This is a genomic window from Pelomonas sp. Root1237, assembly GCF_001425055.1.
GTDB lineage: Bacteria > Pseudomonadota > Gammaproteobacteria > Burkholderiales > Burkholderiaceae_C > Pelomonas.
On record NZ_LMDK01000018.1, the window covers coordinates 264,723 to 288,783 of the forward strand.

The window sequence follows — 24,061 nt, forward strand, 5'->3', positions numbered from 1 at the left end:
CCCCACACTCACTTCGTTCGTTGCCCCCCGAGGGGGCGTGTCAGCGCCTTCGGACGGCCGCGCGCCGCTGACATGGCATCCGCTGAGATCGCCTTTTGGGTGGTGGCCCTGCTGGTCGTGCTGGCCCTGCTGTTCGACTTCATGAACGGCTTCCACGACGCGGCCAACTCCATCGCCACGGTGGTATCCACTGGCGTGCTGAAGCCGCAGCAGGCCGTGCTGTTCGCCGCCTTCTTCAACGTCGTCGCGATCGCCATCTTCCAGCTCAAGGTGGCGGCCACCGTGGGCAAGGGCATCGTCGAGCCGGGCGTGGTGGATCACCACGTCGTCTTTGGAGCGCTGATCGGCGCCATCGCCTGGAACTTCATCACCTGGTGGTGGGGCATCCCGTCCAGTTCCTCGCATGCGCTGATCGGTGGCATTGCCGGCGCCGTCGTCGCCAAGGCGGGGCCGTCGGCCCTTGTCGCTGGTGGCATCTGGAAGACCGTCGCCTTCATCATCGTGTCGCCTTTGCTGGGCTATCTACTGGGTTCACTGATGATGGTCATCGTGGCCTGGGTTTGCCGGCACAAGTCACCGATACGCATCGACCGCTGGTTCCGGCGGCTGCAGCTCGTGTCGGCTGGCCTGTACAGCCTGGGCCACGGTGGCAACGACGCGCAGAAGACCATCGGCCTGATCTGGATGCTGCTGATCGCCGCCGGCATGGTCAGCGTCGGCGACAAGGCGCCGCCCAGCTGGGTCATCGTCGCCTGCTACATCGCCATCGGCATGGGCACGATGTTTGGCGGCTGGCGCATCGTGCAGACGATGGGGCAGCGCATCACCAAGCTCAAACCGGTGGGCGGCTTCTGCGCCGAGACGGGCGGGGCCATCACGCTGTTCCTGGCGACGGCTCTGGGCATCCCGGTGTCGACGACGCACACCATCACCGGCGCCATCGTCGGCGTGGGCTCGGTGCAGCGTCCGTCGGCCGTGCGCTGGGGCGTGGCCGGCAGCATCGTCTGGGCCTGGATCTTCACGATCCCGGCCGCGGCGCTGATGGCCGGCATCTGCTACTGGGTCAGTTTCATTCTCTACTGACCGGCCTGCGATTCGAAATAGCGCTGGGCGCTGAAGGCGATGGTCGCCATCAGCGCCGTGCCGCCGAACAGCAGGCAGAGCACGACGCCGATGACGGCGGCCCAGCCGCCCGTGCTGGCCGGCCGGCCGGCATTGAAGCGGGCGTTCCAGCGCTCATCCGGCATCAGCCCGTAGACGATGCCGCCGAGCAGGGCGGCGACGAGGCTGGCGCCCAGCAGCGGAATCAGCAGCCACGCCAGGCGATCGTCCTGGCCGAGGGTGTCCATGCGCTGTACGCCGAGCAGACCGAGCAGCGTCGGCACGGGGAACAGCCAAGCCCAGCGGTCCTTGAGCCCATACAGATAGAAGCGGTGCAGGCCGAAGACACCGACCAGCAAGGCCAGCCAGGTCGCAACGGCCTTGTGTTTGGTGACGCCGCTCATTCGGCGGCGGCGCTGTCACCCAGGCCCAAGGTGTGCTGCATCAACACGACGTCCAGCCAGCGGCCGAACTTCCAGCCTGCGCTTTTCAGCACACCGGTGTGTTCGAAGCCCAGCGCCTTGTGCACGCCGACGGAGCCGGCATTGGCCGCGTCGCCGATGACGGCCAGCATCTGGCGCGCACCGGCCGCTTCGCAGCGGGCCATCAGTTCGGCCAGCAGCAGCCGGCCCATGCCCTGGCCCTGTGCGGCGGGCGACAGGTAGATCGAGTCTTCGACACAGAAACGATACGCCAGGCGGGGGCGGAAGTAGTTGGCATAGGCATAGCCCAGCACTTCGCCGCCGCGCTCGGCCACCAGCCAGGGTAGATTGCGGCTCAGCACCTCGGCGCGGCGGCGGCCCATCTCGTCGACTCCGGGCACCTCGGTTTCGAAGGTGCCGGTGCCTTCCAGCACGGCGTGGGCGTAAATGGCCTGGATGGCGGCCAAGTCGGCGTCAGTGCTGGGGCGGATCGTCAGGGGCAGGGTGATGGGGGCGGGCTGTGACATTTGTCGGTTTTGGGGACTGCGCAAGAGGAGCTTGATCGAGTTTATAATGCTGGGTTTTCGGCTCTGGTCGCAGATGGCTGCGGCGTATCTACAGAGCCTACCCCGGCAGGGGTTCCTGCCATTCGACTTGTCGCTACTTGAGTGTCTCCTCGTGCGGTGGTCACCCAATTTTTAGGAAACATCATGGTTGTGATTCGTCTGGCCCGCGGCGGCTCCAAGAAGCGCCCCTTCTACAACATCGTCGTCGCCAACAGCCGCCAGCGCCGTGACGGCCGCTTCATCGAGCGCGTCGGCTTCTACAACCCCGTCGCTTCCGGTTCCGCCGAGAAGCTGCGCGTCGAGCAGGACCGCGTGAGCTACTGGATCGGTGTCGGCGCCCAGCTGTCGCCCACGGTGGCCCGCCTGGTTGGCGATGCCAAGACGGCTGCTGTCGCCGCCTAAGCAGGCGTGGCAGGCAACAAGCCTCAGCAAGACGGCGCCTCGGCGCCGTCTTTTGCTTCCTGGCCCGAAGATCTGCTGCCGGTGGGCCGCATCCTTGATGCCTGGGGCATCAAAGGTGGCCTGAAGGTGCAGGCCTACTCGGCCGACGCGGACGCGTTGTTCAGCGCCAAGCGCTGGTATCTGAAGTCGACCGGCCCCAAGCCCAGCCAACTGGTGTTGGCCGTGAAATCGGTGCGCGAGCAGGGCGAGGGCATCGTCGCCGTCGCCGAAGGGGTGGACGACCGCAATGCCGCCGAAGCGCTGCGTGGCCACGAGATCTACATTCCCCGCAGTGACTTCCCGCGCACACCCGACGGCGAGTACTACTGGGTTGACCTGATCGGCCTGGACGTCATCAATCGCGAGTCTGAGGCTTTGGGCCGAGTGATCGGCCTGATCGACACCGGCCCGCATGCCGTGCTGCGCATCCTGCCGCCAGGAGTGGAAGAGCCCGCCAAGCCGGACCAGGAGCGCTTGATCCCCTTCGTCGGGCGTTTCATCGACGACGTCAGCCTGGAAGACCGGCGTATCCGCGTCGACTGGGGCCTGGACTTCTGACCGAAGCCATGCGCTTCGATGTCCTGACGATCTTCCCGGAGCTGTTCGCGCCGCATCTGACGCATGGCGTCACGCGGCGCGCCTTCGAGAGCGGTCAGGTCGACGTGCGGCTGTGGCCGCTGCGCGATTTCGCCGAGGACAACTACCGCCGCGTTGACGACCGCACCTATGGCGGCGGCCCTGGCATGGTCATGCTGGCCGAGCCGCTTGAAAAGGCACTCACCGCCGTCAAGGCGGATCGTGGCGAGGCGGCGCCCGTCGTCATCCACTTCACCCCGACCGGCGCGCGAATCGATCAGGCCCGCGTGCAAGGTCTTGCTGGGAGCCCGGGTGCCGTCCTGCTTTGCGGCCGCTACGAGGGCATCGACCAGCGCGTGCTGGACCGTCATGTGACCTTGGAACTCAGCCTGGGCGACTTCGTGCTTTCGGGCGGCGAACTGCCGGCGCTCGCTCTCCTGGACGCCGTCGCACGGCTGCAGGAGGGGGTCCTTGGCGACGCCAAATCCCATGAGCAGGACAGCTTCTCTGATGGCCTGCTGGACTGCCCGCACTACAGCCGCCCCGAAGTCCTGGCCGATGGTCGCGGCGTGCCGCCCGTGCTGCTGTCGGGCCACCACGCCGACATCCGGCGCTGGCGCCGCGAGCAGTCGCTGGCGCTGACGGCGGCGCGCCGGCCCGACCTGATTGCTGCCGCCCGCGCCGCCGGCCGCCTCAGCAAGGCCGATGAATCCTTCCTGGCCAAACTCTAGGCTAAACCCGCAGTCCAGGCTACACTAGCGGGCTGTCCGATCCTCTGGCGGGTCGAGTGGCTGAGTTCCTTTGCTGGAGCCAGCTGCAAACATCCCGATAAATAGCGTCCCGCCAAGATCTCCAGGAGTACAGATGAACCTGATCCAAACCCTTGAGCAAGAAGAAATTGCTCGCCTGAACAAGACCATCCCGCCCTTCGCCCCTGGCGACACGGTGATCGTCAGCGTCAACGTCGTTGAAGGCACCCGCAAGCGCGTGCAGGCCTACGAAGGCGTCGTGATTGCCAAGCGCAATCGCGGCCTGAACAGCAGCTTCATCGTCCGCAAGATCTCCAGCGGCGAAGGCGTCGAGCGGACCTTCCAGCTCTACAGCCCGCTGATCGCCACGATCGAAGTCAAGCGCCGCGGTGACGTCCGTCGCGCCAAGCTGTACTACCTGCGCCAGCGTTCGGGCAAGTCGGCTCGAATCAAAGAGAAGCTGGCTTAATCAGCCGGTTCCTACCGCCAAAGCCGCCAGGGCGTACGCTCTCGGCGGCTTTTGTTTTTTTGTCGCATGACCCGCCCCGCCATCACCCAGCCCCAACTCGTGCCGGTCACGAGCATCGACGATCATCTTCCTGCGGTGCCAGACTTGGCGCTGACGGCTTCGGCCATACGGGCGCGCCTGGCGGAGGTAGCGGCCTGGACGCCTGAGTTCGTCGGCGACGGTGGGCTCTTCGCCAATCGCGAGCCGTCTGGTGCCGCTGTGCTCATCCCGCTGGTGCAGCGAGAGGCAGGCTTGAACCTGCTGCTGACCCGGCGTACCGACCATCTGCGCGATCACGCCGGCCAGATCAGCTTCCCCGGCGGCCGTGTCGAGCCCGAGGACGATGGTCCCGTCGCGACCGCGCTGCGGGAGACCGAGGAGGAGATCGGCCTGTCGCGCCAGCACATCGAGATCATTGGCCAGTTGCCGGTCTATTCGACAGTGACGGCCTTTCAGGTGACGCCGGTGGTAGCTCTTGTCGAACCCGGCTTCACGCTGACGCTGGATGATTTCGAGGTCGCCGAAGCCTTCGAGGTGCCACTGGCCTTCCTGATGGATCCGGCCCACCACCGCCATCACCGTTTCGAGTTCGCGGGCGCCGAGCGGCGCTTTCTGTCCATGCCCTGGCAAGGGCCCGAACGCGAGTACTTCATCTGGGGCGCGACCGCCGCGATGTTGCGCAACTTCTACCGTCTTCTCAGCGGCGCCTGAGCGCGCCACTATCATCCCGGCCCATGAATTTCTTCGCGGTGCTGCTGGCCCTGTTGTGTGAGCAACTCAAGCCCCTGAGGCATGGCAACCGCGTGCACCAGTCGGTCATCGGCTGGGTGCGCTGGACGGGCCGCAACTTCGACGCTGGCGACGAGCACCATGCTGCCGTCGTCTGGGCCATCACGGTTCTGGTGCCGGGCCTGGCCGTTGCGCTGATCTACTGGGCGCTGCGCCATTTCAGCGTGCTGCTCGCCCTAGGGCTGGACGTCCTCATCCTGTATCTGACGCTGGGCTTCCGGCAGTTCAGCCACTACTACACCGACATCCGTGATGCCCTCGAGCGCGGCGACGACGCCACCGCGCGCCAGTTGCTGGCCGAATGGCGCCACCTGGATGCCAGCGAGTTGCCGCGCACCGAGCTGATCCGACATGTCATCGAGCATTCGCTGCTCGCCGCGCATCGCCACGTCTTTGGCGTGTTCTTCTGGTTCATCGTCTGCTCGACCATCGGCCTGGGGCCGGCAGGCGCGGTGGTCTACCGCATGGCCGAGTTCGCTGGCCGCTACTGGGCCTTCAAGAGCCGCACGCTGGACGCACCGACCAACACCCGCCTGTTGGCCTTGTCGCGTCAGGCTTTCACCTGGATTGACCACCTGCCCGCCCGGCTGACAGCCACCGGCTTTGCCATCGTAGGCAACTTCGAAGAGGCTGTGAATGGCTGGCGCCGCGACGCCAGCCTCTGGCTGCATTCCAACGAGGGCATCATCCTCGCGTCGGCCGCTGGCGCTGTGGGCCTGCAGCTCGGCGGCGCTGCGGCGCCTGGCGTCACGCCGGATCGCAGCAAGACCTTCGATGCCGGTACCGAACCCGAGTTCACCGGCGCCGCCGGCTCCACGGCCGGCGCACCGCCGCAGCTCGGTCATCTGCAAAGCGTCGTCGGCCTAGTCTGGCGTTCCGTCGTGCTGTGGATGCTGCTGCTCGCGTTGCTGACCCTGGCCAACCTCGTCGGCTAGTCATGGTGCCCCTCGTCCAGTCTCGCCGCGCTGAACGCGGGCGAGCCCGGCCGGTCCCCCAAGGGGACGGCGATGCTTGCCGGTTTGACCGGCAAGCACATCGCCTGAGCGGGCCGGCTCGGGAGCGGCCCAGCGCTCGGCCCGTCGATATCAAGCAAAGCAATTGAAATGAACTTCCCTGACCTGCCGGCGCTGGCCGAGCCCGGACTTGCTGCGCGCGTGCAGCACGCCATCGACCACAAGACCAAGCCTCTGGGCGCCCTCGGCCGCATCGAGGCCCTGGCCCTGCAGCTCTCGCTGATCCAGGGTGTGGAGCGGCCCGCGCTGCGCGAGCCGCAGCTTGTCGTCTACGCGGCCGACCATGGCCTGTCCCGGCGCGGCGTATCGGCCTACCCGCGTGAGGTCACCCCGCAAATGGTGGCCAACATGCTGGCCGGCGGTGCGGCCGTGTCCGTGCTGGCGCGTCAACAAGGTCTGGCGCTGACGATCGCCGACTGTGGCGTCGATGCGCCGCTGGCCGACGGGGCCGTCGACCTGCGCATTGCTGCGGGCACGGCCGACGCGAGCGTCGGGCCGGCGATGACGGCCGAACAAGCCGAGCGTGCGCTGCGCAATGGCATGGCCCTCGTCGAGCGCTTGCCCGGCAATGCGCTGCTGCTGGGTGAGATGGGGATCGGCAACACTTCGTCGGCCAGCCTCTTGATGCAGCGCCTGACGGGTTTGCCGCTGGCCGAATGTGTGGGGCGCGGCACCGGTCTGGATGACGCCGGCCTGGGCCGCAAGCTTGGCGTGCTTGCAGAGGCGCTCGCGGCCAACACTGACGCCGAGACCCCGTTGCAGCTCGCCGCGGCTCTCGGCGGTTTCGAAATCCTCACCATGGCCGGCAGCGTCATGGCCGCCGCCGCGCAGCGCCGAGTCATCGTCGTCGATGGCTTCATCACGACGGCTGCCGTCGCGCTGGCCGAGGCGCTGCGCCCCGGCTTGTTGGCGGCCTGCGTGTTCGCCCATCGCTCGGCCGAGGGGCCCCATGCGCGCTGGCTGCAACAACTGGGTGTGCGCCCGCTGCTGGACCTGGACCTGCGCCTGGGCGAGGGCAGTGGTGCGGCGCTGGCCTGGCCACTGCTGACGGCCGCCTGTGCGCTGCTGGCCGACATGGCCAGCTTCGACAGCGCCGGCGTCAGCAACCGCGAGTAGCCCTGTGCGGCTTTTCCTTGTTGCATTGCAGTTCCTGACGCGGCTGCCGGTGCGGCTGGAGGGCTTCGAGCCGGCCTGGCTGAACGATTGCGTGCGGCACTTCCCGCTGGTGGGCGCGCTGGTCGGCGGCGTCGGCGCAGTGGTGCTGGCGGGGGCCGGTCATTTGTGGCCGGCCTGGGTGGCCGCGGTGCTGGCACTGGCGGCCACCGTCGCGTTGACCGGCGGGTTTCACGAGGATGGCCTGGCCGACACCTTCGATGCCTTGGGCGGCGTGGTCAGCCGCGACAAGGCGCTGGCGATCATGAAGGACTCGCGCATCGGCAGCTATGGCGCTTTGGCGCTGGGCCTGAGCTTGTTGCTACGCGCCGCGCTGTTGGCCGTATTGGCGACGCGGCCGCTGCTGGGTGCCGTGGCCGCCTTGCTGGCCAGCCACGCCTTTGCTCGCGCGGCGGCCGTGGGCGTGATGGTCAGCCTGCCCTACGGCGGCGATGCGGAGCATGCCAAGGCCAAGCCACTGGCAATGGCCGTGGCGCCCCGCAATTTCGCCATCGCGCTGGGCTGGTGCGGCTTGCTGTTGCTGGCGCTCGCCGCCGGAGGCGTTGATCTGCCGCGCTTGCTGGCCACCGCAGGCGCAGCAGCGGTTGCCGCAGTACTGATGCACCAATGGCTGAAGCGCCGCCTCGGCGGCTACACCGGCGATGGGCTGGGCGCGACCGAGCAACTGGCCGAGATCGCCGTGCTGCTGGCCTTCACGGCCTCGTTCTGAAGCCTGTGTTCACGATCTGGCGCCACCCCAAGCCCATCGGTGCTGCGAGTCGCTGCATCGGTGGCCGCACCGACCTTCCCGTCGACCCGCGCAAAGCCAAGCGCCTGGCCCATCGCATTCGCACGCATGCACGCCTGCAGGGGCTGCCGCGCGAGGTCGTCACGTCGCCGCTCGCGCGCGCCGCGTCGGTGGGGCATTGGCTGAAGCGATGGGGCTTCCTGTGGTGCGTCGACCCAGCCTTGGCGGAGATGGACTTCGGCCGCTGGGACGGCCAGCCCTGGAGCGCCATCTCCGCGGCGGAATTCGAGCGCTGGACGCGCGACTTCTGCGGCTTCGAGTTCGACGGTGGCGAGTCGCTCAATGCGCTGCTGCTGCGCGCGGCCGCCTGGCAGCCCCCATGTGCCCTGGCCGTGGGCCATGGCGGCTGGATCAATGCCCGGGCGTGGCGCGGCGATCCGCCCACGCCGGCCCGGTGGCCCAAGCCGTTGGCCTATGCAGCCAGCCGGTCCGGCGATTTCTGAAACCGGCGGCGCAAGGCCGCCGTGACGGCAGGCGTGGCCCGCATCGCCGGGGCCTCGATGAAGCGATAGCTGGCATGGCTGACCAGCACGAGGACCGGCGCCAGTGCCAGCACCCAACCCCAGTGCACGGCCGCAGGCAAGGCGGCTCCCGGCTGATCCGCCCCCAGCACGAAATGGAAGAGGCTGAACAGCAAAAAGCCGTGCAGCAGATAGATGCTGTAGGCCGACTCACCCAGCAGGCGCGAGACCGGGTGCAGCAGCAGGCCGAAGAGGCTGTTGCCGCAGGCGATCAGCACGAAGGCCAGCGCCATCAGCGCAAGCGCACCATAGTCCGTACCCAGGGGGAACAGCGTGACCGCCGCTGCCAGGCATGCCAGGATCAACACGCTGGCCAAGCGGCTGGCGGCCCAGCGGCACAGCCGTGCCGAGCGGCAGCCCGCCGCGGCCGCAATGCCGCCGGCAAACGCCCACAGGTACACAGGTTGCGCGGGCCAGTTCAGCAGGGCGGTGACAGACACCAGGCCCAACAGCAGATAGGGCCAGCGCGGCAGCACGCCGACCGTCAGCGCGAGCAGCGGCAGGGCGCCGTAGAAGAACCACTCATAGGGCAGGGACCAGGTCACGCCGGCGACAACGATCTTGGTCACCTCGATCTGGTTGATCGGTGGGTTGCCGTACATCGTGAAGCCCAGCCAGCGCAGGGCCTGCTTGGTGACGGTGCGGGCCGGCTCATGCAACTCGCCGCCTGACAGCACGGCGACCGTCGTGAACAGCAGCAGCATGACGAAGAGATACAGCGGCACGAGGCGCAGCACGCGCGACACGACGAGCTGCAGCCAGTCCAGCGGCCGCTGGCGGGCGGCGATCAGCTTGGAGAAGAACAGGAAGCCCGTGATCATGAAGAACAGGGCGACGCTGCTGTGACCCAGATGGGTGTAGAGCCGCGACGGTGGCAGCTTCCACTCACCGCTGTGCTGATAGAAGTACCAGATGCAGCCGTGATGCAGGAAGACGCCCAGGGCCAGATAGCCGCGCAAGCCGTCGATGCTCGCGAAGCGGCCTGGTGCGGGCGGCGCACCGACGCGCCGCTGCAGCAGCGCCGCCGTGGCAAAAGCCAGCAGCAGCGCCGCAACCGCAGGCAGCGGGCTGACCGGGCCGAGCAGGTCCAAAGCCGGGCCTACTTCAGCACCGTCTGCTGCATGAACAGCACGGTCGCGTAGAACTGGAAGTCCTGGTTGTCCTTCTTCTGGAAGCCATGGCCTTCGTTTTCGGCGCGCAGATACCAGACCGGCGTGCCACCCTGGCGCACGGTCGCGACGATCTGCTCGGCCTCGGTGTAGGGCACGCGCGGGTCGTTCTTGCCCTGGATGACGAAGAGGGGCTTCTTGATCCGGACCGCGTTGGTCAGCGGCGAGATCTTGTCCAGGTGGGCCTTCATCGCCGGGTCGCGCTCATCGCCGTATTCAACCCGGCGCAGGTCGCGGCGGTAGCTCTCGGTGTTGTTCAGGAAGGTCACGAAGTGCGAGATGCCGACGACGTCGATGGAGCCGGCGATGCGGTCGGCGTAGTTCGTCGACACGGCCAGCGTCATGTAGCCGCCGTAGCTGCCGCCGGTGACGAGCACGCGCGAGGCGTCGAGGTCGGGTTGGGTGGCGATCCAGTCAAGCAGGGCGCCAATGTCCTTGACCGAGTCCTCGCGCTTGAAGCCGTTGTCCATCGCCAGGAAGCTCTTGCCGTAGCCGCTGGAGCCTCGCACATTGGGCTGGATCAGTGCCATGCCGAGCTCCTGCACGTAGTAGGCGTTGCGGCCCAGGAAGCCGAAACTGGCCTGGGACTCGGGGCCACCATGGATGGAAATCAGCACCGGGCGCTTGCCGGAGAACTTCTTCGGTGGGGCGGTGAGCAGGCCCGAGATCATCGTGCCGTCAAAGCTCTTCCAGCGCACGATCTTCTGCTCGCTGAAAGCGGCAGTGTCGACACCAGGCGCGGCTGTGGCGCGCGTCCATTGCTGGACCTTGCCGTCCGTGCCCAGCGAGTAGATCTGGCTCGGGCCCTGGGCATTGCTGATTGAGAAAGCGAGCTCACCGCGACCGTGGTGGTAGGAAGCGGCGCCGACATTGCCCTCGGGCAGTTTCGGCAGGGCGGCGGCCGGTACTTCCTTGGCAGTCGCCGCATCGAAGAAATGCAACTCGTCGCGGCCATCCACATTGAACTGGGCCGCCAGCCTGGCACCGTCCTCGGTCAGCGTGACACCGCTGACGTCCCAAGGGATGTGGCTGCTGACACGGTCGATGCGGCCGCTGGCGAGATCCAGCTTCATCAGCTCGCGGAACTCGCCGGCGCGGTCGCTGGCAATCCACAGCGAGCGGCCATCGGGCGCCCAGCCGGCGGGCGAGTAGGTGGCCTTGGCCTCCTGGCTGTCAACGGCCGGTGCGACCTGCTTGGCAACGCCGCTAGCGAGGTCCAGCATCCAGATCTGCGATTCATTGGCCGACAGATAGCGCGTCAAGGACACCAGACGCTCGTCGGGCGAGGGGCGGCCGGCAAACCAGCCGCCGCCGTCCAGCTCGGCCAGCTTGCGCCGCGCTTCGGGCTTGTCGGGGTCCATCAGCCACAGCGTGGTGGTGATCTTGGTACGCGTGCCGCCCTGGGCGGTGCGGTCGATGGGCACCGAGGAGTAGACGAGCCGGCCGCTCCTGCGCAGCCAGGTGTTGATGGAGTGGCGCTCGTCGGGGTTGGTCAGCAGCACTGGCTGAGCGCCAGCCTGGTTCAGCGGCAGGCGATAGAGCTGCGCGACTTCGTTGCCACCGGTGGCGCGCTCGAAGACGATGTACCGACCGTTGCGCGGTTCGTAGGTCGCGCGCACGACCGGGTCGATGCCGTCGGTGAGCTGCTCGCCATCGGTCAGCGGCGTCGTCACGCGAAAGATCTGCGCCGTGTTGGCATCGGCCTTGCGGTGGCTGACCAGCATCTCGCGCTGGGTCGGGTGCCAGTCGGCGAAGGCATGGCCGCGGAAGTCGTTGTAGCGGCCGATGGCGTCAGCCAGGCTCTGGGGCACGGGCGGGATGCCCTGGATGACCAGGTTCGCATTGGGCGCAACGACGGCCGTGGAGACCGGTGCCGGCGCAGGAGAAGAGGCGCAGGCGGCCAGCACAGCCGTGCCGAGTGCGCAAAGAGAAAGACGCAAACGAATCATGTGGGGCCTCAAAAGGAAATGGGCGCTCGAAGCGCCCATTCTCGACTGGCCCGGACTCGGGTCTAACCCGCTATGCCTTGGGTCATGCGGTCTGCTGGATGCCGGCAATCAGCCAGCCGTCACCGGCCTTGACCAGATGCCAGATCTCGTCGAAGTTCTCCGCGGCCTGTTCGCTCTTCTCGCGCACCAGGCCCGAGAAGCGCACGGAGACGATCTGTTCCCCGGTCTCCGTCGCGACGTCGACGACGCTGGCATCGAGCTGCAGCACTTCGGTGCGCTGAGCCTGTGCGCCGCGCTCCAGCAGGTCGTGCTGGATGCTGGCGTACATCTGCGGCGTCGTGAAGCGGCGCAGGTCGGCCTGGTCGCCGGCGTCGTTGGCGGCCTGCAGGCGGATGAAGACCTGCTTGGCGAGCTTCTCGAAGCCTGCGGCGTCGAAGCCTGCGGGGGCGGCGGCAGCGCCGGAAACCGTGGCCGCTGCCGGATTCCACGCCGGCTCGGCCGCCCGGAGGCTGGCGCTGTTGGCGCCGGCGAGCTGCGGCTTCGGCGCGGCGAAGCGGCGCACCAGAAAGCGAATCACGAAGACCGCCACCAGGCCGAGCAGCACCATCGTCATGATGCTGGCCAGTTCGCCGCCAAAACCGAAGTGGCTGGCCAGCGCGGCCAGGCCCAGGCCTGCGGCCAGGCCGGCAATGGGGCCAAGCCAGGAGCGTTTGGGCGCCGCAGCGGGAGCGGCCGCGGGTGTTGCGGCAGCCTGTTTGCCGGGAGCGGCCTGCTGGGGCGCAGGCTGCTGGGCCGGCGGCGTTTGTGGCGCGGTCTGGGTAGGCACGCTGCGCTTCAGGCCACCACTGGAGAGGCGCTTGGCCTCTGCGTCATGGGCGGGCAGCGTGACGGCCAGCAGGGTGGCGAGGGTCACAGCAAAGATGCGGTTCAAGCGAGTTCTCCAGAAGCTTGGAAACGAGCCGGCAGATGCAGGTCCGGATCAGGATTTTCAAGCGTCTCTGATATCGGAAACCACGGTTTTTCCGAAGTCTGGCCGCATGAGAAAGCGAACAATCGCCGCAGCCGTGTCGGCCGCCGTCTGCAGTTGGCCGCCATCTTTCAGGCCCTGGAAGCGGGTTTGCTCCGGGAAGCGGGTGGGGTCGGCGCCGCGCAATTGCACCTGCATGTCGGTGTCGATGACGCCCGGCGCCAGTGAGACGACGCCGACGCCAGGCTCTTCCAGGGCCAGGGCGCGGCTGAGATGGTCCAGCCCGGCCTTGATGGCGCAATAGGCCGCGCTGCCGGCCATGGCGCGACGGCCCAGGCCCGATGAAATGTTCAGGATGCGTCGCGTCGGCACGCCCACCGTTTCGGCCAGGAAGACACGACTCAGCAGCGTCGGCGCCTCCAGGCCGACGCGCAGCGCAGCCGACAGGCTGGTGAGGTCGGAGGCCGCCAGCGGGCCGGGCTCGCTGAGCAGGGCGGCGTTGTTGACCAGCGTTGCACTTTCCCAGCGCTTGTTGGCGCGCAACCAGGCCTGCAGGTGTTCCGCAGCAGCAATCGGGTCCGCCAGATCAAGCGCCCATTGCTCCGCTTGCAGCGCCGGGTTGGTCTTGCGAGCGATGCCGATCACCGTGTTCTCGGCTTGCGTGAGCTGTTGAACCAGTGCCGCGCCCAGGCCGCGTGAACTGCCGGTGACGATGTAGAGATGCATGCTCAGAACTCCGGTGGGCAGATGAAGTGATGGTCGCCGATTCGCAGTTCGCTGGCATGCAGCAGCAGGCGTGGGCTGGCGGCAGCGATGTCGGGCGCGGCATAGAGCGTGTCGCCCAGCATGGCATGCCCGATGGCGGCGAGATGCACGCGCAATTGATGGGTGCGACCGGTCAGGGGCTCGAGGGCCACGCGCGTGTGATCGCCTTCATGGCCGAGCACGCGCCAACGCGTCTGCGAGGGCTTGCCGTGTTCGAAGTTGACCTGCTGGCGCGGCCGGTTGGGCCAGTCGGCGCCGACCGGCAGGTCGATGAGGCCTTCGCCCTCGAGATGGCCGGCGACGACGGCGACGTAGAGCTTGTCGATGCGGCGCCCGGCGAAGTCGGCGCTGAGATCGCGTTGGGCGTCGAGGCCGCGGGCGAACAGCAGCAGGCCCGAAGTGGCCTGGTCGAGGCGATGCACGACCAACGCGTCGGGGTAGAGCATTTGCACGCGTGCGCTGGCGCAATCGGGCTCGCTGCGGCCCGGTACGCTGAGCAGGCCGGCGGGCTTGTCGATGACGACCAGGCGGTCGTCGGCGTGCAGCACCCGCATCAACGTGAAGAGACGAGGATGCCTGCTGCGATCAGCGCGAAGGCGACTCCGTGATACCAGGCCGGCGCGACGCCCAGCAGCGCCGCCGAGATGACGGCGGCAAACACCGGCGTGAGATTGACGAAGAAGCCGGCCAACGCCGGCCCGGCCTCGGCCACGCCCAGGCCCCAGCAGCGGTAGGCAATCAGCGACGGACCGATGGCGACATAGGCGAGCACGGCGACCAGGGTCGGGCTCCAGTGGATGGCGGCCGGTGCAACGCCCTGTTCCACGCCCGCCGCCACGCCCGAGAACACCACGCCGAACATCAGCTGGGCCATCAGCATCTCGGCCCAGTTCCAGTCCGGCCGTTCGCCTGGGCGCAGCCCGCGCACCGGCCGCGCCAGCATCCAGGAGTAGATGGCCCAGGTGAAGAGGGCCAGGAGCATCAACAGGTCGCCGGGTACAAATTGCACGGCCAGCAGGGCGGCGGGGTCGCCGCGTGCGATGACGACGGCCACGCCGAGCAGCGACAGGGCTGCGCCGGCCAGCTGGCGGCGAGTCGGCTTCACGCCGTAGAAGACGGCACCCACGCCGAGCATCCAGACCGGCATGCTGGCGGTGATCAGCGTGACGTTCAGCGGCGACGAGGTGTGCAGCGCCAAGTATTGCAGCGAGTTGTAGCAACCCATGCCAAGAAAGCCCAGCCAGGCCAGACCACGCCAGCGCTTCAAGGCCTCCCGCGGGTCGGCCAGCAGGCGGCGGGCCAGCGGAGCCAGCAGCACGAAGGCGAGCAGCCAGCGCAACGCGTTCAGCGCCATCGGCGGGATGTCGTTGCGCACCATGCGGCCGATGACGGCGTTGCCGGCCCACAGCAGTGGTGGCAGCGTCAACAGCAGAGCAAGGCGTGGGGTCAGTTTCATCAGGCGCCGCCGCGTGGGCCAAAGGGCTGGCACGATACCGGACTCGCGAACAGGAGACGCCGCATGAGTGAAAAAGCCGTTGTCATCGAAGCTCCGGGCGGGGCCGAGCAACTGAAGCTGATGGACGTGGAGGTCGGCGCCCCAGGTCCGGGCGAGATCCGCATCCGCCACGAGGCCTGCGGGCTGAACTACATCGACGTCTACCACCGCAACGGCACCTACGCCTTGCCGCTGCCGGCGCGGCTGGGCATGGAAGGCGCGGGCGTTGTCGAGGCGGTGGGCGAGGGTGTCACCCACCTGAAGGCCGGCGACCGCGCGGCCTATGCCAGCAATCCACCGGGGGCATACGCGACCGCTCGTGTGATGCCCGCCAAATGCGTGCTCAAACTGCCTGACGCCATCGATTTCGAGACCGCCGCGGCCATGATGCTCAAGGGTCTGACGGTGCAATACCTGCTGCGCAAGACCCTGCCCCAGGGTGGCCTGCAGCCGGGCGACTTTGTGCTCTTTCACGCGGCGGCCGGCGGTGTCGGGCTGATTGCCTGCCAGTGGGCGCGCGCACTGGGCCTGCAGCTCATCGGCACCGCAGGCAGCGACGAGAAATGCCAGCTGGCGTTGGACAACGGCGCGGCACATGCCATCAACTACCGCCGTGATACGGACTTCGCCGCCAAGGTGCGCGAGATCACCGGCGGGCGCGGCGTGAAGGTGGTCTACGACTCGGTCGGCGCCGACACCTGGGAGGGCTCGTTGAACAGCCTGGCGCCCTTCGGCCTGCTGGCCAGCTTCGGCGGCGCCTCGGGCCCCGTGCCGCCCTTCAGCGTGAGCACGCTGGCGGCCAAGGGCTCCGTCTATGTGACACGGCCGACGCTGTTCACGCACATCGCCACGCGCGAGGCCACGCAGGCCATGGGCGACGAGCTGTTCGAGATGGTGGCCAGCAGCCAGGTCAAGATCCGCATCGACAAGCGCTATGCATTGGCGGACGCGGCCCAGTCCCACCGCGATCTGGAAGCCCGCCAGTTGGTGGGCAGCGCCGTGCTGCTGCCCTGAAACTTTAAGCCGGCGCCCGGCCGAGTTGCAGCTCGAAGCTGAAGGAGGAGCCGACGCCGGGCTCGCTCTCGACGGTGATCTCGCCACTCATCAGACTGACGAGTCGCTGCACGATGGTCAGCCCCAGGCCCGTGCCACCGTAGCGGCGCGTGATGCTGCCATCGGCCTGGGTGAAGGGGTCGAAGATCTGGCCGATCTGGTCGCGCGTCATGCCGATGCCGGTGTCGGTGACGGCCACGCGCAGCCGCAGGCGGTCGGGGCCGTCACCGTCGCGCGCGTCGGCCAGGGCGATTTCGATGCGCACTTCGCCGCGCTCGGTGAACTTCAATGCGTTGCCAATCAGGTTGATCAGCACCTGACGCAGCCGCAGCGCGTCGCCGACCAGCCACGACGGCACGCCGGGCTGTACGCGGGCGTGCAGCTGGATGCCCTTGTCATGCGCCTGTAGCAGCAGAGGCTGCAGGGATTCGCCGAGGCAGTCGTGCAGGCTGAAGGGCTGCTCGTCGATGACGATGCGGCCGGCCTCGATCTTGGCCACGTCCAGCAGGTCGTTGATGATGGTCATCAGCCCCTTGGCCGACTGGTGGGCCATGCCGATGAAGCGGCGCTGGCGCTCGTTGAGTTCGGTCTGCAGCACCAGTTCGGTCAGGCCGAGCACGCCATTCATCGGCGTGCGGATCTCGTGGCTCATATTGGCCAGGAAGCTGCTCTTGGCCTGGCTGGCAGTCTCGGCGGCCTCGCGTGCGGCGACCAGGGCCGCCTGGCTGGCCTTGAGATCGGCGATGTCGTGGGCATTGAAGAGCATGACCGTGTCGCCAGTGACCGGGTCGCGCATGGGCCGCGCGTCCAGTGCATGCCAACGCAGGCCGGCCAGCGTCTGCAACTCGACGTCCTGGTGGCAGGTCTGGCCGCGCTCCACGCGGCCCAGGATGCTGGCGGCATCGCCAATGTGAGCAAACAGGCGGGTGAACTCGGTCTGGTCGGGGCCGGGCGGCGTATCACCGAACGTCAGGGCCGCGGCCGGGTTGCGCATCAGCAGTTCGCCCTGGCCGAGGCCGAAAACGGCGATGCGCACCGAGGTGTGTTGCACAGCCTCAACGCCGCGCAGCATGGCGAGATCGGCACCACCGCCCAGCGAATCGGCCGCGAACAGCATGACCTGACGGCGTTCCGGCGTGCGCATGCCGCGCGACACCAGCATGACCGTCGTCGGCTCGCCCTTGGGATAGAGAGTCCACTGCTCGCGGACGATCTTGCCCTGCGCATGGTCGGCCGCCGTGACGGCCAGGCGCTCGCGCACGGCATCGCCATGCTCGGAAAAGTCGCGCGACAGGAATTCCTCGGCGCTGTCGGCATGCCAGAAGCGCAGGGCTGCGGCATTGGCCCAGAGGTTGCGCTGTTGTTCGGGGTCGAAGACCCACAGAGGAACGTCGAGCCAGTCGTAATGGCTCAGGCTGGCGAAGTCGAGGAGCATGTGGGCGCGTTGAGAGGCGCGCGATTGTCACCGCTCGTCACATCTGTCGCCCGTGAACTACTGCGCGGCCGCGCCGCGCAGGTTCAACCGCGGCGCACTCGGCGCAATTCGTCCAGGATCAGCAGGATGGCGCCGACGGTGATGGCGCTGTCGGCGACGTTGAAAGCAGGGAAATACCAGCTTCGAGCGTGAACCTGGATGAAGTCGACGACGTAGCCGTGGATGGCGCGGTCGATGACATTGCCTAGCGCGCCACCCAGAATCAGCGTCAACGCCCAAGCGAACAGCTTCTGGTGGCCGTGGCGGCGCAGCATCCAGATGATGAAGCCGGCCGCGGCCAGGCCCAGGCCGAGGAAGAACCAGCGTTGCCAGCCGGAGGCGCCATGCAGGAAGCTGAAAGCGGCGCCGAAGTTGTGGGCGCGCACGACGTCGAAGAAGCTGGTGACTGGGTGCACGTCACCGAGCTGGAAGGTGCGCAGGATGAGCACCTTGGTGAGCTGGTCGGCCAGGATGATGAGGGCGGCAATCAGCAGCCAGGAAGTCAGGCCGGAGGACGAGGACGACGAGCGAGAAGGCATGGAATGGGGTCGCGAGGCGAGGGCCGCCAATGTAACTTGCCGCCGAGCCGGGGCTTGTAGGCGCAGGAGAAGCGGCGTAGAAGCGGAACTCTCCCTGCTCGCTGGAGGATCCCATGCGAAAGCGCATCTACTGGTTGCTGCCCCACCTGAGCAGCGCGCGGCGCACGATGGACGAGCTGTTGCTCGCCCGCATCACCGAACACCACATCCATTTCGTCGCCGCCGAAGGTGCCGCGATGGACGGTCTTCACGCGGCCAATGTGCTGCAGACCTCTGACCTGGTCGAGGCGGCCCAGAACGGCGCGCTGATCGGCTCCGGCCTCGGCGCCGCGGGCGGCGTTGCGGCGGCCCTGGCGATCAGCGCGGCCTCTCCGGCGGCGGTCGTCATCGGCCTGGCGGCCGTAGGCGCCATGCTGGGCACCTGGTCGTCCAGCATGATCGGCAGCTCCACGCCGAGCCGGCGCTTGAAACGCTTCGAGGCGGCCATCGAGCAAGGCCAATACCTGCTCATCGTCGACGTGCCTCGCTCGCGCATCACCGAGATCGAGGAACTGCTGGCTCGCACCCACCCCGAAGCGCACTTCGAGGGGATGGAGCCGAACGTGCCTGCGTTCCCGTGAGCCCCTCGTCCGGCCTCAGCCCCCGAGGGGACGGCGATGCATGCGGCATTGAGCCGCATGCACATCGCCTGCGGGCCGACTTGGGACGGCCCGGCGTCGGTCCGCGTCAAAAACCAGCGCGTGCTTACGCGACGGTGCGGGTCTCGCCCGCGCCGTAGAGGTTGCTGTCGCAGCGCCCGCAGAGCGTCGGGTGAGCCGCAATGCTGCCGACGTCGGCGCGGTAGTGCCAGCAGCGCTCACACTTGGCATGGGCGCTGGGCGTGACGACGACGCCCAGTTCGCCTGCTGATGCCAAGCGCACGGCCGACGTGATGAAGACGAAGCGCAGGTCGTCACCCAGGCTGGCCAACAGCATCTGGTCCTGCTCGTTTACCTTGAGCACCAGTTCGGCCTGCAGCGAGGCGCCGACAGCACCCGTCGTGCGCACCGCCTCGATGGCCTTGTTGACCTCATCGCGGATCTCGTGGATGCGATGCCATTTGGCCAGCAGCGCTAAATCCGTCTTGCCGAAGTCCCAATAGGTCTCCGTGAAGATGCTCTCGCCCTTGCCGAAGATCGTCCAAGCCTCCTCGGCCGTGAAGCTGAGGAAAGGCGCCATCCAGCGCAGCATGGCGTGCGTGATCTGCCACAGCGCCGTCTGTGCGGATCGGCGGGCCAGGCTCTTGGGCGCGGTCGTGTAGAGGCGGTCCTTCAGCACGTCCAGGTAGAAGGCGCCGAGGTCCTCGGAGCAGTAGACCTGGAGTTTCGACACCACCGGGTGGAACTCGTAGCGCTCGAAGTGGCTCAGGATGTCGGCCTGCAATTCGGCGGCACGAGCCAACGCGTAGCGGTCGACTTCCAGCAGATCGCCGGGTGCGACCGTGTCCGTTGCCGGGTCGAAGTCGCTGACGTTGGCGAGCAGGAAGCGCAGCGTGTTGCGGATGCGGCGGTAGCTGTCGACGACGCGGGCCAGGATCTTTTCGTCCAGGCCGAGGTCGCCCGAGTAGTCGGTTGCGGCCGTCCACAGGCGCAGGATCTCGGCGCCGAACTTGTCCGACACGGCTTGCGGCGCGACGACGTTGCCCATGGACTTGCTCATCTTGCGGCCCTGGCCGTCAACGACGAAGCCGTGCGTCAGCAGCCCCCGGTAGGGCGCGCGGCCATAGAGGGCGCAGGCGATCAGCAGCGACGAATGGAACCAGCCGCGGTGCTGGTCGTGGCCTTCGAGATAAAGGTCGGCCTCGGGGCCGCTGTCGTGGCCCGCTCCCTGGTGGCTGCCCTTGAGCACATGCTCGAAGGTGGAGCCGGAGTCAAACCAGACGTCGAGGATGTCGTTGCCCTTGGTGTACTGGGCCGCCTCAGCACCCAGCCACTCGACGGCGTCGAGCTTGGACCAGGCCTCGATGCCGTTCTGCTCCACCAGCTGGGCCGCGCGCTCGATGAACTCCAGCGTCTTCGGATGCGCCTCGCCCGTGTCCTTGTGCAGGAAGATAGGCAGCGGCACGCCCCAGCTGCGCTGGCGGGAGATGCACCAGTCGGGACGGCCGGCGATCATGTCGTGCAGGCGGGCGCGGCCGTTCTCGGGGTAGAAGCTGGTGGCTTCGATAGCGGCCAGCGCGGTCTTGCGCAGGCTGTCGGGCGCCTTGTTCGTCGTGAACAAGCCGTCGCCCTCATCCATGCGCACGAACCACTGCGCCGCCGCACGGTAGATGACCGGCGTCTTGTGCCGCCAGCAGTGTGGGTAGCTGTGGGTCAGCTTGCTTTGCGCCATCAGGCGGCCGGCGTCCTGCAGCGCCTGGGCGATGACGGGGTTGGCCTTCCAGATGTGCTGGCCGCCGAACAGCGGCAGGTCGGCGGCGTAGGCGCCGTTGCCCTGCACGGGGTTGAGGATGTCGTCGAAGGCCAGTCCGTGGGCGACGCAGGACTGGAAGTCGTCCAGGCCATAGGCGGGTGCGGAGTGGACGACGCCGGTGCCGTCTTCGGCAGTCGCGTAGTCGGCCAGGTAGACCGGGCTTTCGCGGTCATAGCCGGGGTCGACGTGGGCCAGCGGATGCTTGAACTTCTGCAGCTCCAGCTTGCGGCCTGGCACCACGGCGACGACGCTGCCTTCGAGCTGCCAGCGCGCCAGGCACTTCTCCACCAGCGCCTCTGCGACGACGAAGTAGCCCTTGGCCGTGTCGACCAGCGCGTAGGGCAGCTCGGGGTTCAGGTTGAGCGCCTGGTTGGCGGGGATGGTCCAGGGCGTGGTCGTCCAGATGACGGTGAAGGCGTCCTTCGTCAGCGGCGCCACGCCAAACGCGGCGGCCAGCTTCTCGGGCTCGGCCGACAGGAAGGCCACATCGACGGCCGGCGACTGCTTGTCCGCGTACTCGATCTCGAACTCGGCCAGGGACGAGCCGCAGTCGAAGCACCAGTACACAGGCTTCAAGCCGCGGTAGACGAAACCGCGCTCGAACATCCGCTTCAGCACGCGGATCTCGCCGGCCTCGTTGGCGTAGTTCATCGTCTTGTACGGGTTGTCCCATTCGCCCAGCACGCCCAGGCGCTTGAAGTCCGTGCGCTGGCCGTCGATCTGCTCGGTGGCGTAGGCGCGGCTCTTGGCCTGCACCTCGTCGCGCGGCAAGCCGCGACCGAAGGTCTTCTCGATCTGGTTCTCGATCGGCAGGCCGTGGCAGTCCCAGCCTGGGATGTAAGCCGCGTCGAAGCCCGCCAGCTGGCGCGCCTTGACGATCATGTCCTTGAGGATCTTGTTGGCCGCGTGGCCGATGTGGATCTGGCCATTGGCATAAGGCGGGCCGTCGTGCAGCACGAACTTCGGCGCGCCGCAGCGGGCGTCGCGCAGGCGCTTGTACAGGCCTTGCTCGTCCCAGGCCTTGACCCAGCCCGGTTCGCGCTTGGGCAGGTCGCCGCGCATCGGGAAGGGCGTGTCGGGCAGGTTGAGCGTGGAGCGGTAGTCCGGGGTGGTCATGGCATGCGGCCAGGCGGCGTGCCTGGCGATCAAGAAGCGGGGAGGGCGGAGCGAAGAGCGGCGGGGAGCCGCTTCAAATTCGGTCGCGCGTGGTCTGGCGTCGCTGGGCGGCGTGGGTGGCCAGGAAGGCGCGCGCCGCCGCCGTGTCGGCTGCGATGGCAGCCGTGAGCGCTTCAAGCCCGTCGTACCTGGCTTCGTCGCGAAGTTTGTGCAGCAGTTCCACGCGGGCGAGTTTACCGTAGCCCCCCTCGGGGCCGAGGGGCCACCGCAGGCAATGCACCTCCAGCAGCACGCGGCCGGCATCTTCGACGGTGGGCCGCCGGCCCAGGCTGGCGACGCCCGGCAGCGGCTCGGGCGTCAGGCCATGCACCAGCACCGCGAAGATGCCCTGGGCGGCCGGCTTGTCATGGTCGAAGCGCAGGTTCAAGGTGCGAAAGCCGTCGGCCGCGCCGGGGGCGCTCTCGCCCAGTTGGCGGCCCAGCTTGCGCCCGTGCGTGATGTGGCCCGAGATGGCATAGGGCCGACCCAGCAGCGCCGCGGCGGCCGCCATGTCGCCCGCGGCCAGCGCCTCGCGCACGGCCGAGCTGCTGACGCGCAGGCCGTGCACCTCGTAGCTCATCATGCGGGCCACGTCGAAGCCGCGCGCCTGGCCGGCGGCATCCAGCGTCGCATAGTCGCCCTGGCGCTTGGCACCAAAGCGGAAGTCGTCACCGACCAGCACATAGCGAGCGCCCAGGCCGTCGACAAGCACCTGGCGGATGAAGTCCGGCGCCGGCAGTGAGGCCAGGGCCTCGTCGAAGCGCAGGATGACGACCTGGTCGACACCGCAGCGCTCCAGCTCGACGAGCTTGTCGCGCAGATTGGCGATGCGGGCGGGCGCGAGTTCGGGCTTGTGGGCCTTGGCGGCGAAGAAGTCGCGCGGATGCGGCTCGAAGCTCAGCACGCAGGTCGGCAGCCCGCGGTGGCGGGCCTCTGACTGCAGCAGCGCCAGCATGGCCTGGTGCCCGCGGTGCACGCCGTCGAAGTTGCCGATGGTCAGTGCGCAGGCAGGTGCGATGCCGGGGTGGTGAAAGCCTCTGAAAACTCGCATGGGCTCATTGTCCCCGCTGCGTCATTGGCCCCAGACCTCCGCAGGGCTCGCCACCCAGCGCCATTGGCCGGGCGCCAGGTCGGCCGGCAGCGTCAGCGCGCCGAACCGCGGCCGGTGCAGGGCCTCGACGCGGTTGCCGACGGCCGCGACCATGCGCTTGACCTGGTGGTATTTCCCTTCGACAAGGGTCAGCCGCAGCAGCGTCTCGTCGGCGATCTCGGCGCCTTCGGCCTTGCTGATCTCGGGCGGTCGCTGGAACTTGGCCGGAAGCTTGCTCTCTGGCTCCTTCAGCTCGACGCCGGCCAGCAACTGCTCGACCATGGTCGCCGTCAGCGGATGCTTGCAGCGCGCTTCGTAGACCTTGGGCACATGGTGCTTGGGCGAGGTCAGCTTGTGGATCAAGGTGCCGTCGTCGGTCAGCAGCAGCAGGCCGGTCGTGTCTTCATCGAGCCGACCGATGGGCTGCACGCCGCGCTCGCGCAGCGGCGCTGGCAGCAGGCTGAGCACGCTGGGGTGGTGCTTGGGCTTTTGCGAGCATTCGTAGCCGGCCGGCTTGTTCAGCAGGATCAGTGCCTTGTCGTAGCAGGGCCACTCCAGGCCACCGACCGTGAAGCGCATGCCTTGAGTCTCGAACTCGGCCTCCGGGTCGTCGACGACTTCGCCGTTGACCGACACCTCGCCGTTCCATACCAGCCCTGCGCACAGGCGCCGCGTTCCGAAGCCCTGGCTGAAGAGGATCTGTGAGAGCCGCTGCTTCACGGCGTGGCTTTGGGCCGAGCCTGAATGGGCTGGATGTTGCCGCAGTCGGCGCTGATCCAATGGCCTTCGCCGCTGACGGCCGTGGTCACGGTCTTGCCGTCGCGCTGGCGGGTCAGCTTGACGTCGCTGGTGAAGGCGGTGTTGCCTTGCAAGGTGGTCGTGCCCTCACCCTCGGTGGCCGGGTCGGTGCAGACGAAATGGCTGTGGATGACATTGCCGCTGCGGCGGACATCGTGGGTGCAGTTGCCGGCCGGATGAGAGGGCGTGAGGTCGCGCTTGACCTGCTCCTCGGTGAGGCAGCTCTTGACAGTGACCGCACCACCCGCGAAATCCATGCTGACGCCGCGCTTGGCCATCATCTCCTGCATCATCTGCTTCTGAGCCGGGGGCATGCTCTCCATGGCCTTCTGGGCCTTTTCCATCTGCGCCTTGCGCTCGGGGTCGACCTGGGTGGTTTGTTTCATCTCCCACAGGCCCGGCTTCATCATCTGGGCCGAGGCGGAAGTCGCCAGCGCGACCAGGGAAAGGGCAATACAGCGAGCAGCGATCATGGCAAGGTCTCCCGAATGAAAGCGTGGTGAGACCTTG

General features: G+C 67.7%; 26 protein-coding genes. 12 read left to right on the forward strand and 14 right to left on the reverse strand.

Annotated features, from left to right (window positions below; all coding sequences use genetic code 11):
* The first annotated feature begins 72 nt into the window (after positions 1–72).
* On the forward strand, positions 73–1,083 hold the full coding sequence (locus ASC91_RS21880; protein WP_056201908.1) for an inorganic phosphate transporter: 1,011 nt from the start codon (positions 73–75) through the stop codon (positions 1,081–1,083).
* Here the strand turns inward: ASC91_RS21880 and ASC91_RS21885 are convergent.
* Both ASC91_RS21885 and ASC91_RS21890 read right to left on the reverse strand, forming a co-directional pair.
* The gene (locus ASC91_RS21885) at positions 1,077–1,505 is read right to left on the reverse strand and encodes a hypothetical protein (protein ID WP_056201911.1); all 429 of its coding nucleotides are present in this window, start codon (positions 1,503–1,505) and stop codon (positions 1,077–1,079) included. The genes ASC91_RS21880 and ASC91_RS21885 overlap by 7 nt on opposite strands.
* Positions 1,502–2,050: a GNAT family N-acetyltransferase gene (locus ASC91_RS21890; RefSeq protein ID WP_235532057.1), complete on the reverse strand. Its 549-nt coding sequence runs from the start codon at positions 2,048–2,050 to the stop codon at positions 1,502–1,504. Before ASC91_RS21890 ends, ASC91_RS21885 begins: the two co-directional genes overlap by 4 nt.
* Before the next feature lie 183 nt (positions 2,051–2,233).
* On the opposite strand from ASC91_RS21890, the gene rpsP reads away from it, so the two are divergent.
* The 9 genes from rpsP to ASC91_RS21935 all read left to right on the forward strand — a co-directional run bounded on the left by rpsP (position 2,234) and on the right by ASC91_RS21935 (position 8,568).
* On the forward strand, positions 2,234–2,491 hold the full coding sequence (rpsP, locus tag ASC91_RS21895; RefSeq protein WP_056201913.1) for a 30S ribosomal protein S16: 258 nt from the start codon (positions 2,234–2,236) through the stop codon (positions 2,489–2,491).
* 81 nt (positions 2,492–2,572) lie between these two features.
* On the forward strand, positions 2,573–3,088 hold the full coding sequence (gene rimM, locus ASC91_RS21900; protein WP_235532058.1) for a ribosome maturation factor RimM: 516 nt from the start codon (positions 2,573–2,575) through the stop codon (positions 3,086–3,088).
* A gap of 8 nt (positions 3,089–3,096) precedes the next feature.
* The gene (gene trmD, locus ASC91_RS21905) at positions 3,097–3,837 is read left to right on the forward strand and encodes a tRNA (guanosine(37)-N1)-methyltransferase TrmD (RefSeq protein ID WP_056201920.1); all 741 of its coding nucleotides are present in this window, start codon (positions 3,097–3,099) and stop codon (positions 3,835–3,837) included.
* Positions 3,838–3,970: 133 nt separating this feature from the next.
* Entirely contained in the window at positions 3,971–4,324 is a 354-nt protein-coding gene (gene rplS, locus ASC91_RS21910; RefSeq protein WP_056201923.1) for a 50S ribosomal protein L19, read from the forward strand.
* 66 nt (positions 4,325–4,390) lie between these two features.
* On the forward strand, positions 4,391–5,074 hold the full coding sequence (locus ASC91_RS21915) for a CoA pyrophosphatase (RefSeq protein ID WP_056201925.1): 684 nt from the start codon (positions 4,391–4,393) through the stop codon (positions 5,072–5,074).
* A 23-nt stretch (positions 5,075–5,097) separates the two neighbouring features.
* Positions 5,098–6,087: a CobD/CbiB family protein gene (locus ASC91_RS21920; protein ID WP_056201928.1), complete on the forward strand. Its 990-nt coding sequence runs from the start codon at positions 5,098–5,100 to the stop codon at positions 6,085–6,087.
* Positions 6,088–6,255: 168 nt separating this feature from the next.
* On the forward strand, positions 6,256–7,281 hold the full coding sequence (gene cobT / locus ASC91_RS21925) for a nicotinate-nucleotide--dimethylbenzimidazole phosphoribosyltransferase (protein ID WP_056201930.1): 1,026 nt from the start codon (positions 6,256–6,258) through the stop codon (positions 7,279–7,281).
* A 4-nt stretch (positions 7,282–7,285) separates the two neighbouring features.
* Positions 7,286–8,047, forward strand: a complete 762-nt coding sequence (gene cobS / locus ASC91_RS21930; protein WP_056201933.1) for an adenosylcobinamide-GDP ribazoletransferase — start codon at positions 7,286–7,288, stop codon at positions 8,045–8,047.
* 5 nt (positions 8,048–8,052) lie between these two features.
* Positions 8,053–8,568, forward strand: coding sequence for a histidine phosphatase family protein (locus tag ASC91_RS21935; protein ID WP_235532059.1), 516 nt, complete (start codon positions 8,053–8,055; stop codon positions 8,566–8,568).
* Here ASC91_RS21935 and ASC91_RS21940 read toward each other — a convergent pair.
* The 6 genes from ASC91_RS21940 to ASC91_RS21965 form a co-directional block, all read right to left on the reverse strand.
* On the reverse strand, positions 8,538–9,737 hold the full coding sequence (locus ASC91_RS21940) for an acyltransferase (RefSeq protein WP_056201936.1): 1,200 nt from the start codon (positions 9,735–9,737) through the stop codon (positions 8,538–8,540). The genes ASC91_RS21935 and ASC91_RS21940 overlap by 31 nt on opposite strands.
* A gap of 8 nt (positions 9,738–9,745) precedes the next feature.
* Positions 9,746–11,764, reverse strand: a complete 2,019-nt coding sequence (locus ASC91_RS21945; protein ID WP_082532906.1) for a prolyl oligopeptidase family serine peptidase — start codon at positions 11,762–11,764, stop codon at positions 9,746–9,748.
* A gap of 82 nt (positions 11,765–11,846) precedes the next feature.
* Entirely contained in the window at positions 11,847–12,695 is an 849-nt protein-coding gene (locus ASC91_RS21950) for a Tim44 domain-containing protein (protein WP_056201938.1), read from the reverse strand.
* 57 nt (positions 12,696–12,752) lie between these two features.
* Positions 12,753–13,457, reverse strand: coding sequence for an SDR family NAD(P)-dependent oxidoreductase (locus tag ASC91_RS21955; protein ID WP_056201941.1), 705 nt, complete (start codon positions 13,455–13,457; stop codon positions 12,753–12,755).
* Positions 13,458–13,459: 2 nt separating this feature from the next.
* The gene (locus ASC91_RS21960) at positions 13,460–14,050 is read right to left on the reverse strand and encodes a pseudouridine synthase (RefSeq protein ID WP_056201943.1); all 591 of its coding nucleotides are present in this window, start codon (positions 14,048–14,050) and stop codon (positions 13,460–13,462) included.
* Positions 14,050–14,952, reverse strand: coding sequence for a DMT family transporter (locus tag ASC91_RS21965; protein WP_056201946.1), 903 nt, complete (start codon positions 14,950–14,952; stop codon positions 14,050–14,052). The genes ASC91_RS21960 and ASC91_RS21965 overlap by 1 nt, the downstream gene beginning before the upstream one ends.
* A 63-nt stretch (positions 14,953–15,015) precedes the next feature.
* Between ASC91_RS21965 and ASC91_RS21970 the strand changes: the two genes are divergently transcribed.
* On the forward strand, positions 15,016–16,005 hold the full coding sequence (locus tag ASC91_RS21970; RefSeq protein WP_056201948.1) for a quinone oxidoreductase: 990 nt from the start codon (positions 15,016–15,018) through the stop codon (positions 16,003–16,005).
* A 4-nt stretch (positions 16,006–16,009) separates the two neighbouring features.
* Here the strand turns inward: ASC91_RS21970 and ASC91_RS21975 are convergent, their stop codons facing one another.
* On the reverse strand, positions 16,010–17,479 hold the full coding sequence (locus tag ASC91_RS21975) for an ATP-binding protein (RefSeq protein ID WP_056201951.1): 1,470 nt from the start codon (positions 17,477–17,479) through the stop codon (positions 16,010–16,012).
* A gap of 83 nt (positions 17,480–17,562) precedes the next feature.
* Positions 17,563–18,057, reverse strand: a complete 495-nt coding sequence (lspA, locus tag ASC91_RS21980; protein WP_056201954.1) for a signal peptidase II — start codon at positions 18,055–18,057, stop codon at positions 17,563–17,565.
* 113 nt (positions 18,058–18,170) lie between these two features.
* Here lspA and ASC91_RS21985 point away from each other — a divergent pair, with 113 nt between their 5' ends.
* Positions 18,171–18,677 (forward strand): hypothetical protein, encoded by a 507-nt coding sequence (locus tag ASC91_RS21985; RefSeq protein ID WP_056201958.1) that lies wholly within the window; start codon positions 18,171–18,173, stop codon positions 18,675–18,677.
* 124 nt (positions 18,678–18,801) lie between these two features.
* Here ASC91_RS21985 and ileS read toward each other — a convergent pair whose 3' ends face one another.
* The 4 genes from ileS to ASC91_RS22005 form a co-directional block, all read right to left on the reverse strand.
* Positions 18,802–21,624: an isoleucine--tRNA ligase gene (ileS, locus tag ASC91_RS21990; RefSeq protein WP_056202503.1), complete on the reverse strand. Its 2,823-nt coding sequence runs from the start codon at positions 21,622–21,624 to the stop codon at positions 18,802–18,804.
* 73 nt (positions 21,625–21,697) lie between these two features.
* A complete protein-coding gene (locus tag ASC91_RS21995; RefSeq protein ID WP_056201961.1) occupies positions 21,698–22,714 on the reverse strand; it encodes a bifunctional riboflavin kinase/FAD synthetase in 1,017 nt (338 codons plus the stop codon).
* A 21-nt stretch (positions 22,715–22,735) separates the two neighbouring features.
* Positions 22,736–23,473 (reverse strand): 16S rRNA pseudouridine(516) synthase, encoded by a 738-nt coding sequence (locus ASC91_RS22000; RefSeq protein WP_056201964.1) that lies wholly within the window; start codon positions 23,471–23,473, stop codon positions 22,736–22,738.
* Positions 23,470–24,024, reverse strand: coding sequence for a DUF3617 domain-containing protein (locus ASC91_RS22005; protein ID WP_056201967.1), 555 nt, complete (start codon positions 24,022–24,024; stop codon positions 23,470–23,472). The genes ASC91_RS22000 and ASC91_RS22005 overlap by 4 nt, the downstream gene beginning before the upstream one ends.
* Positions 24,025–24,061 lie beyond the last annotated feature (37 nt).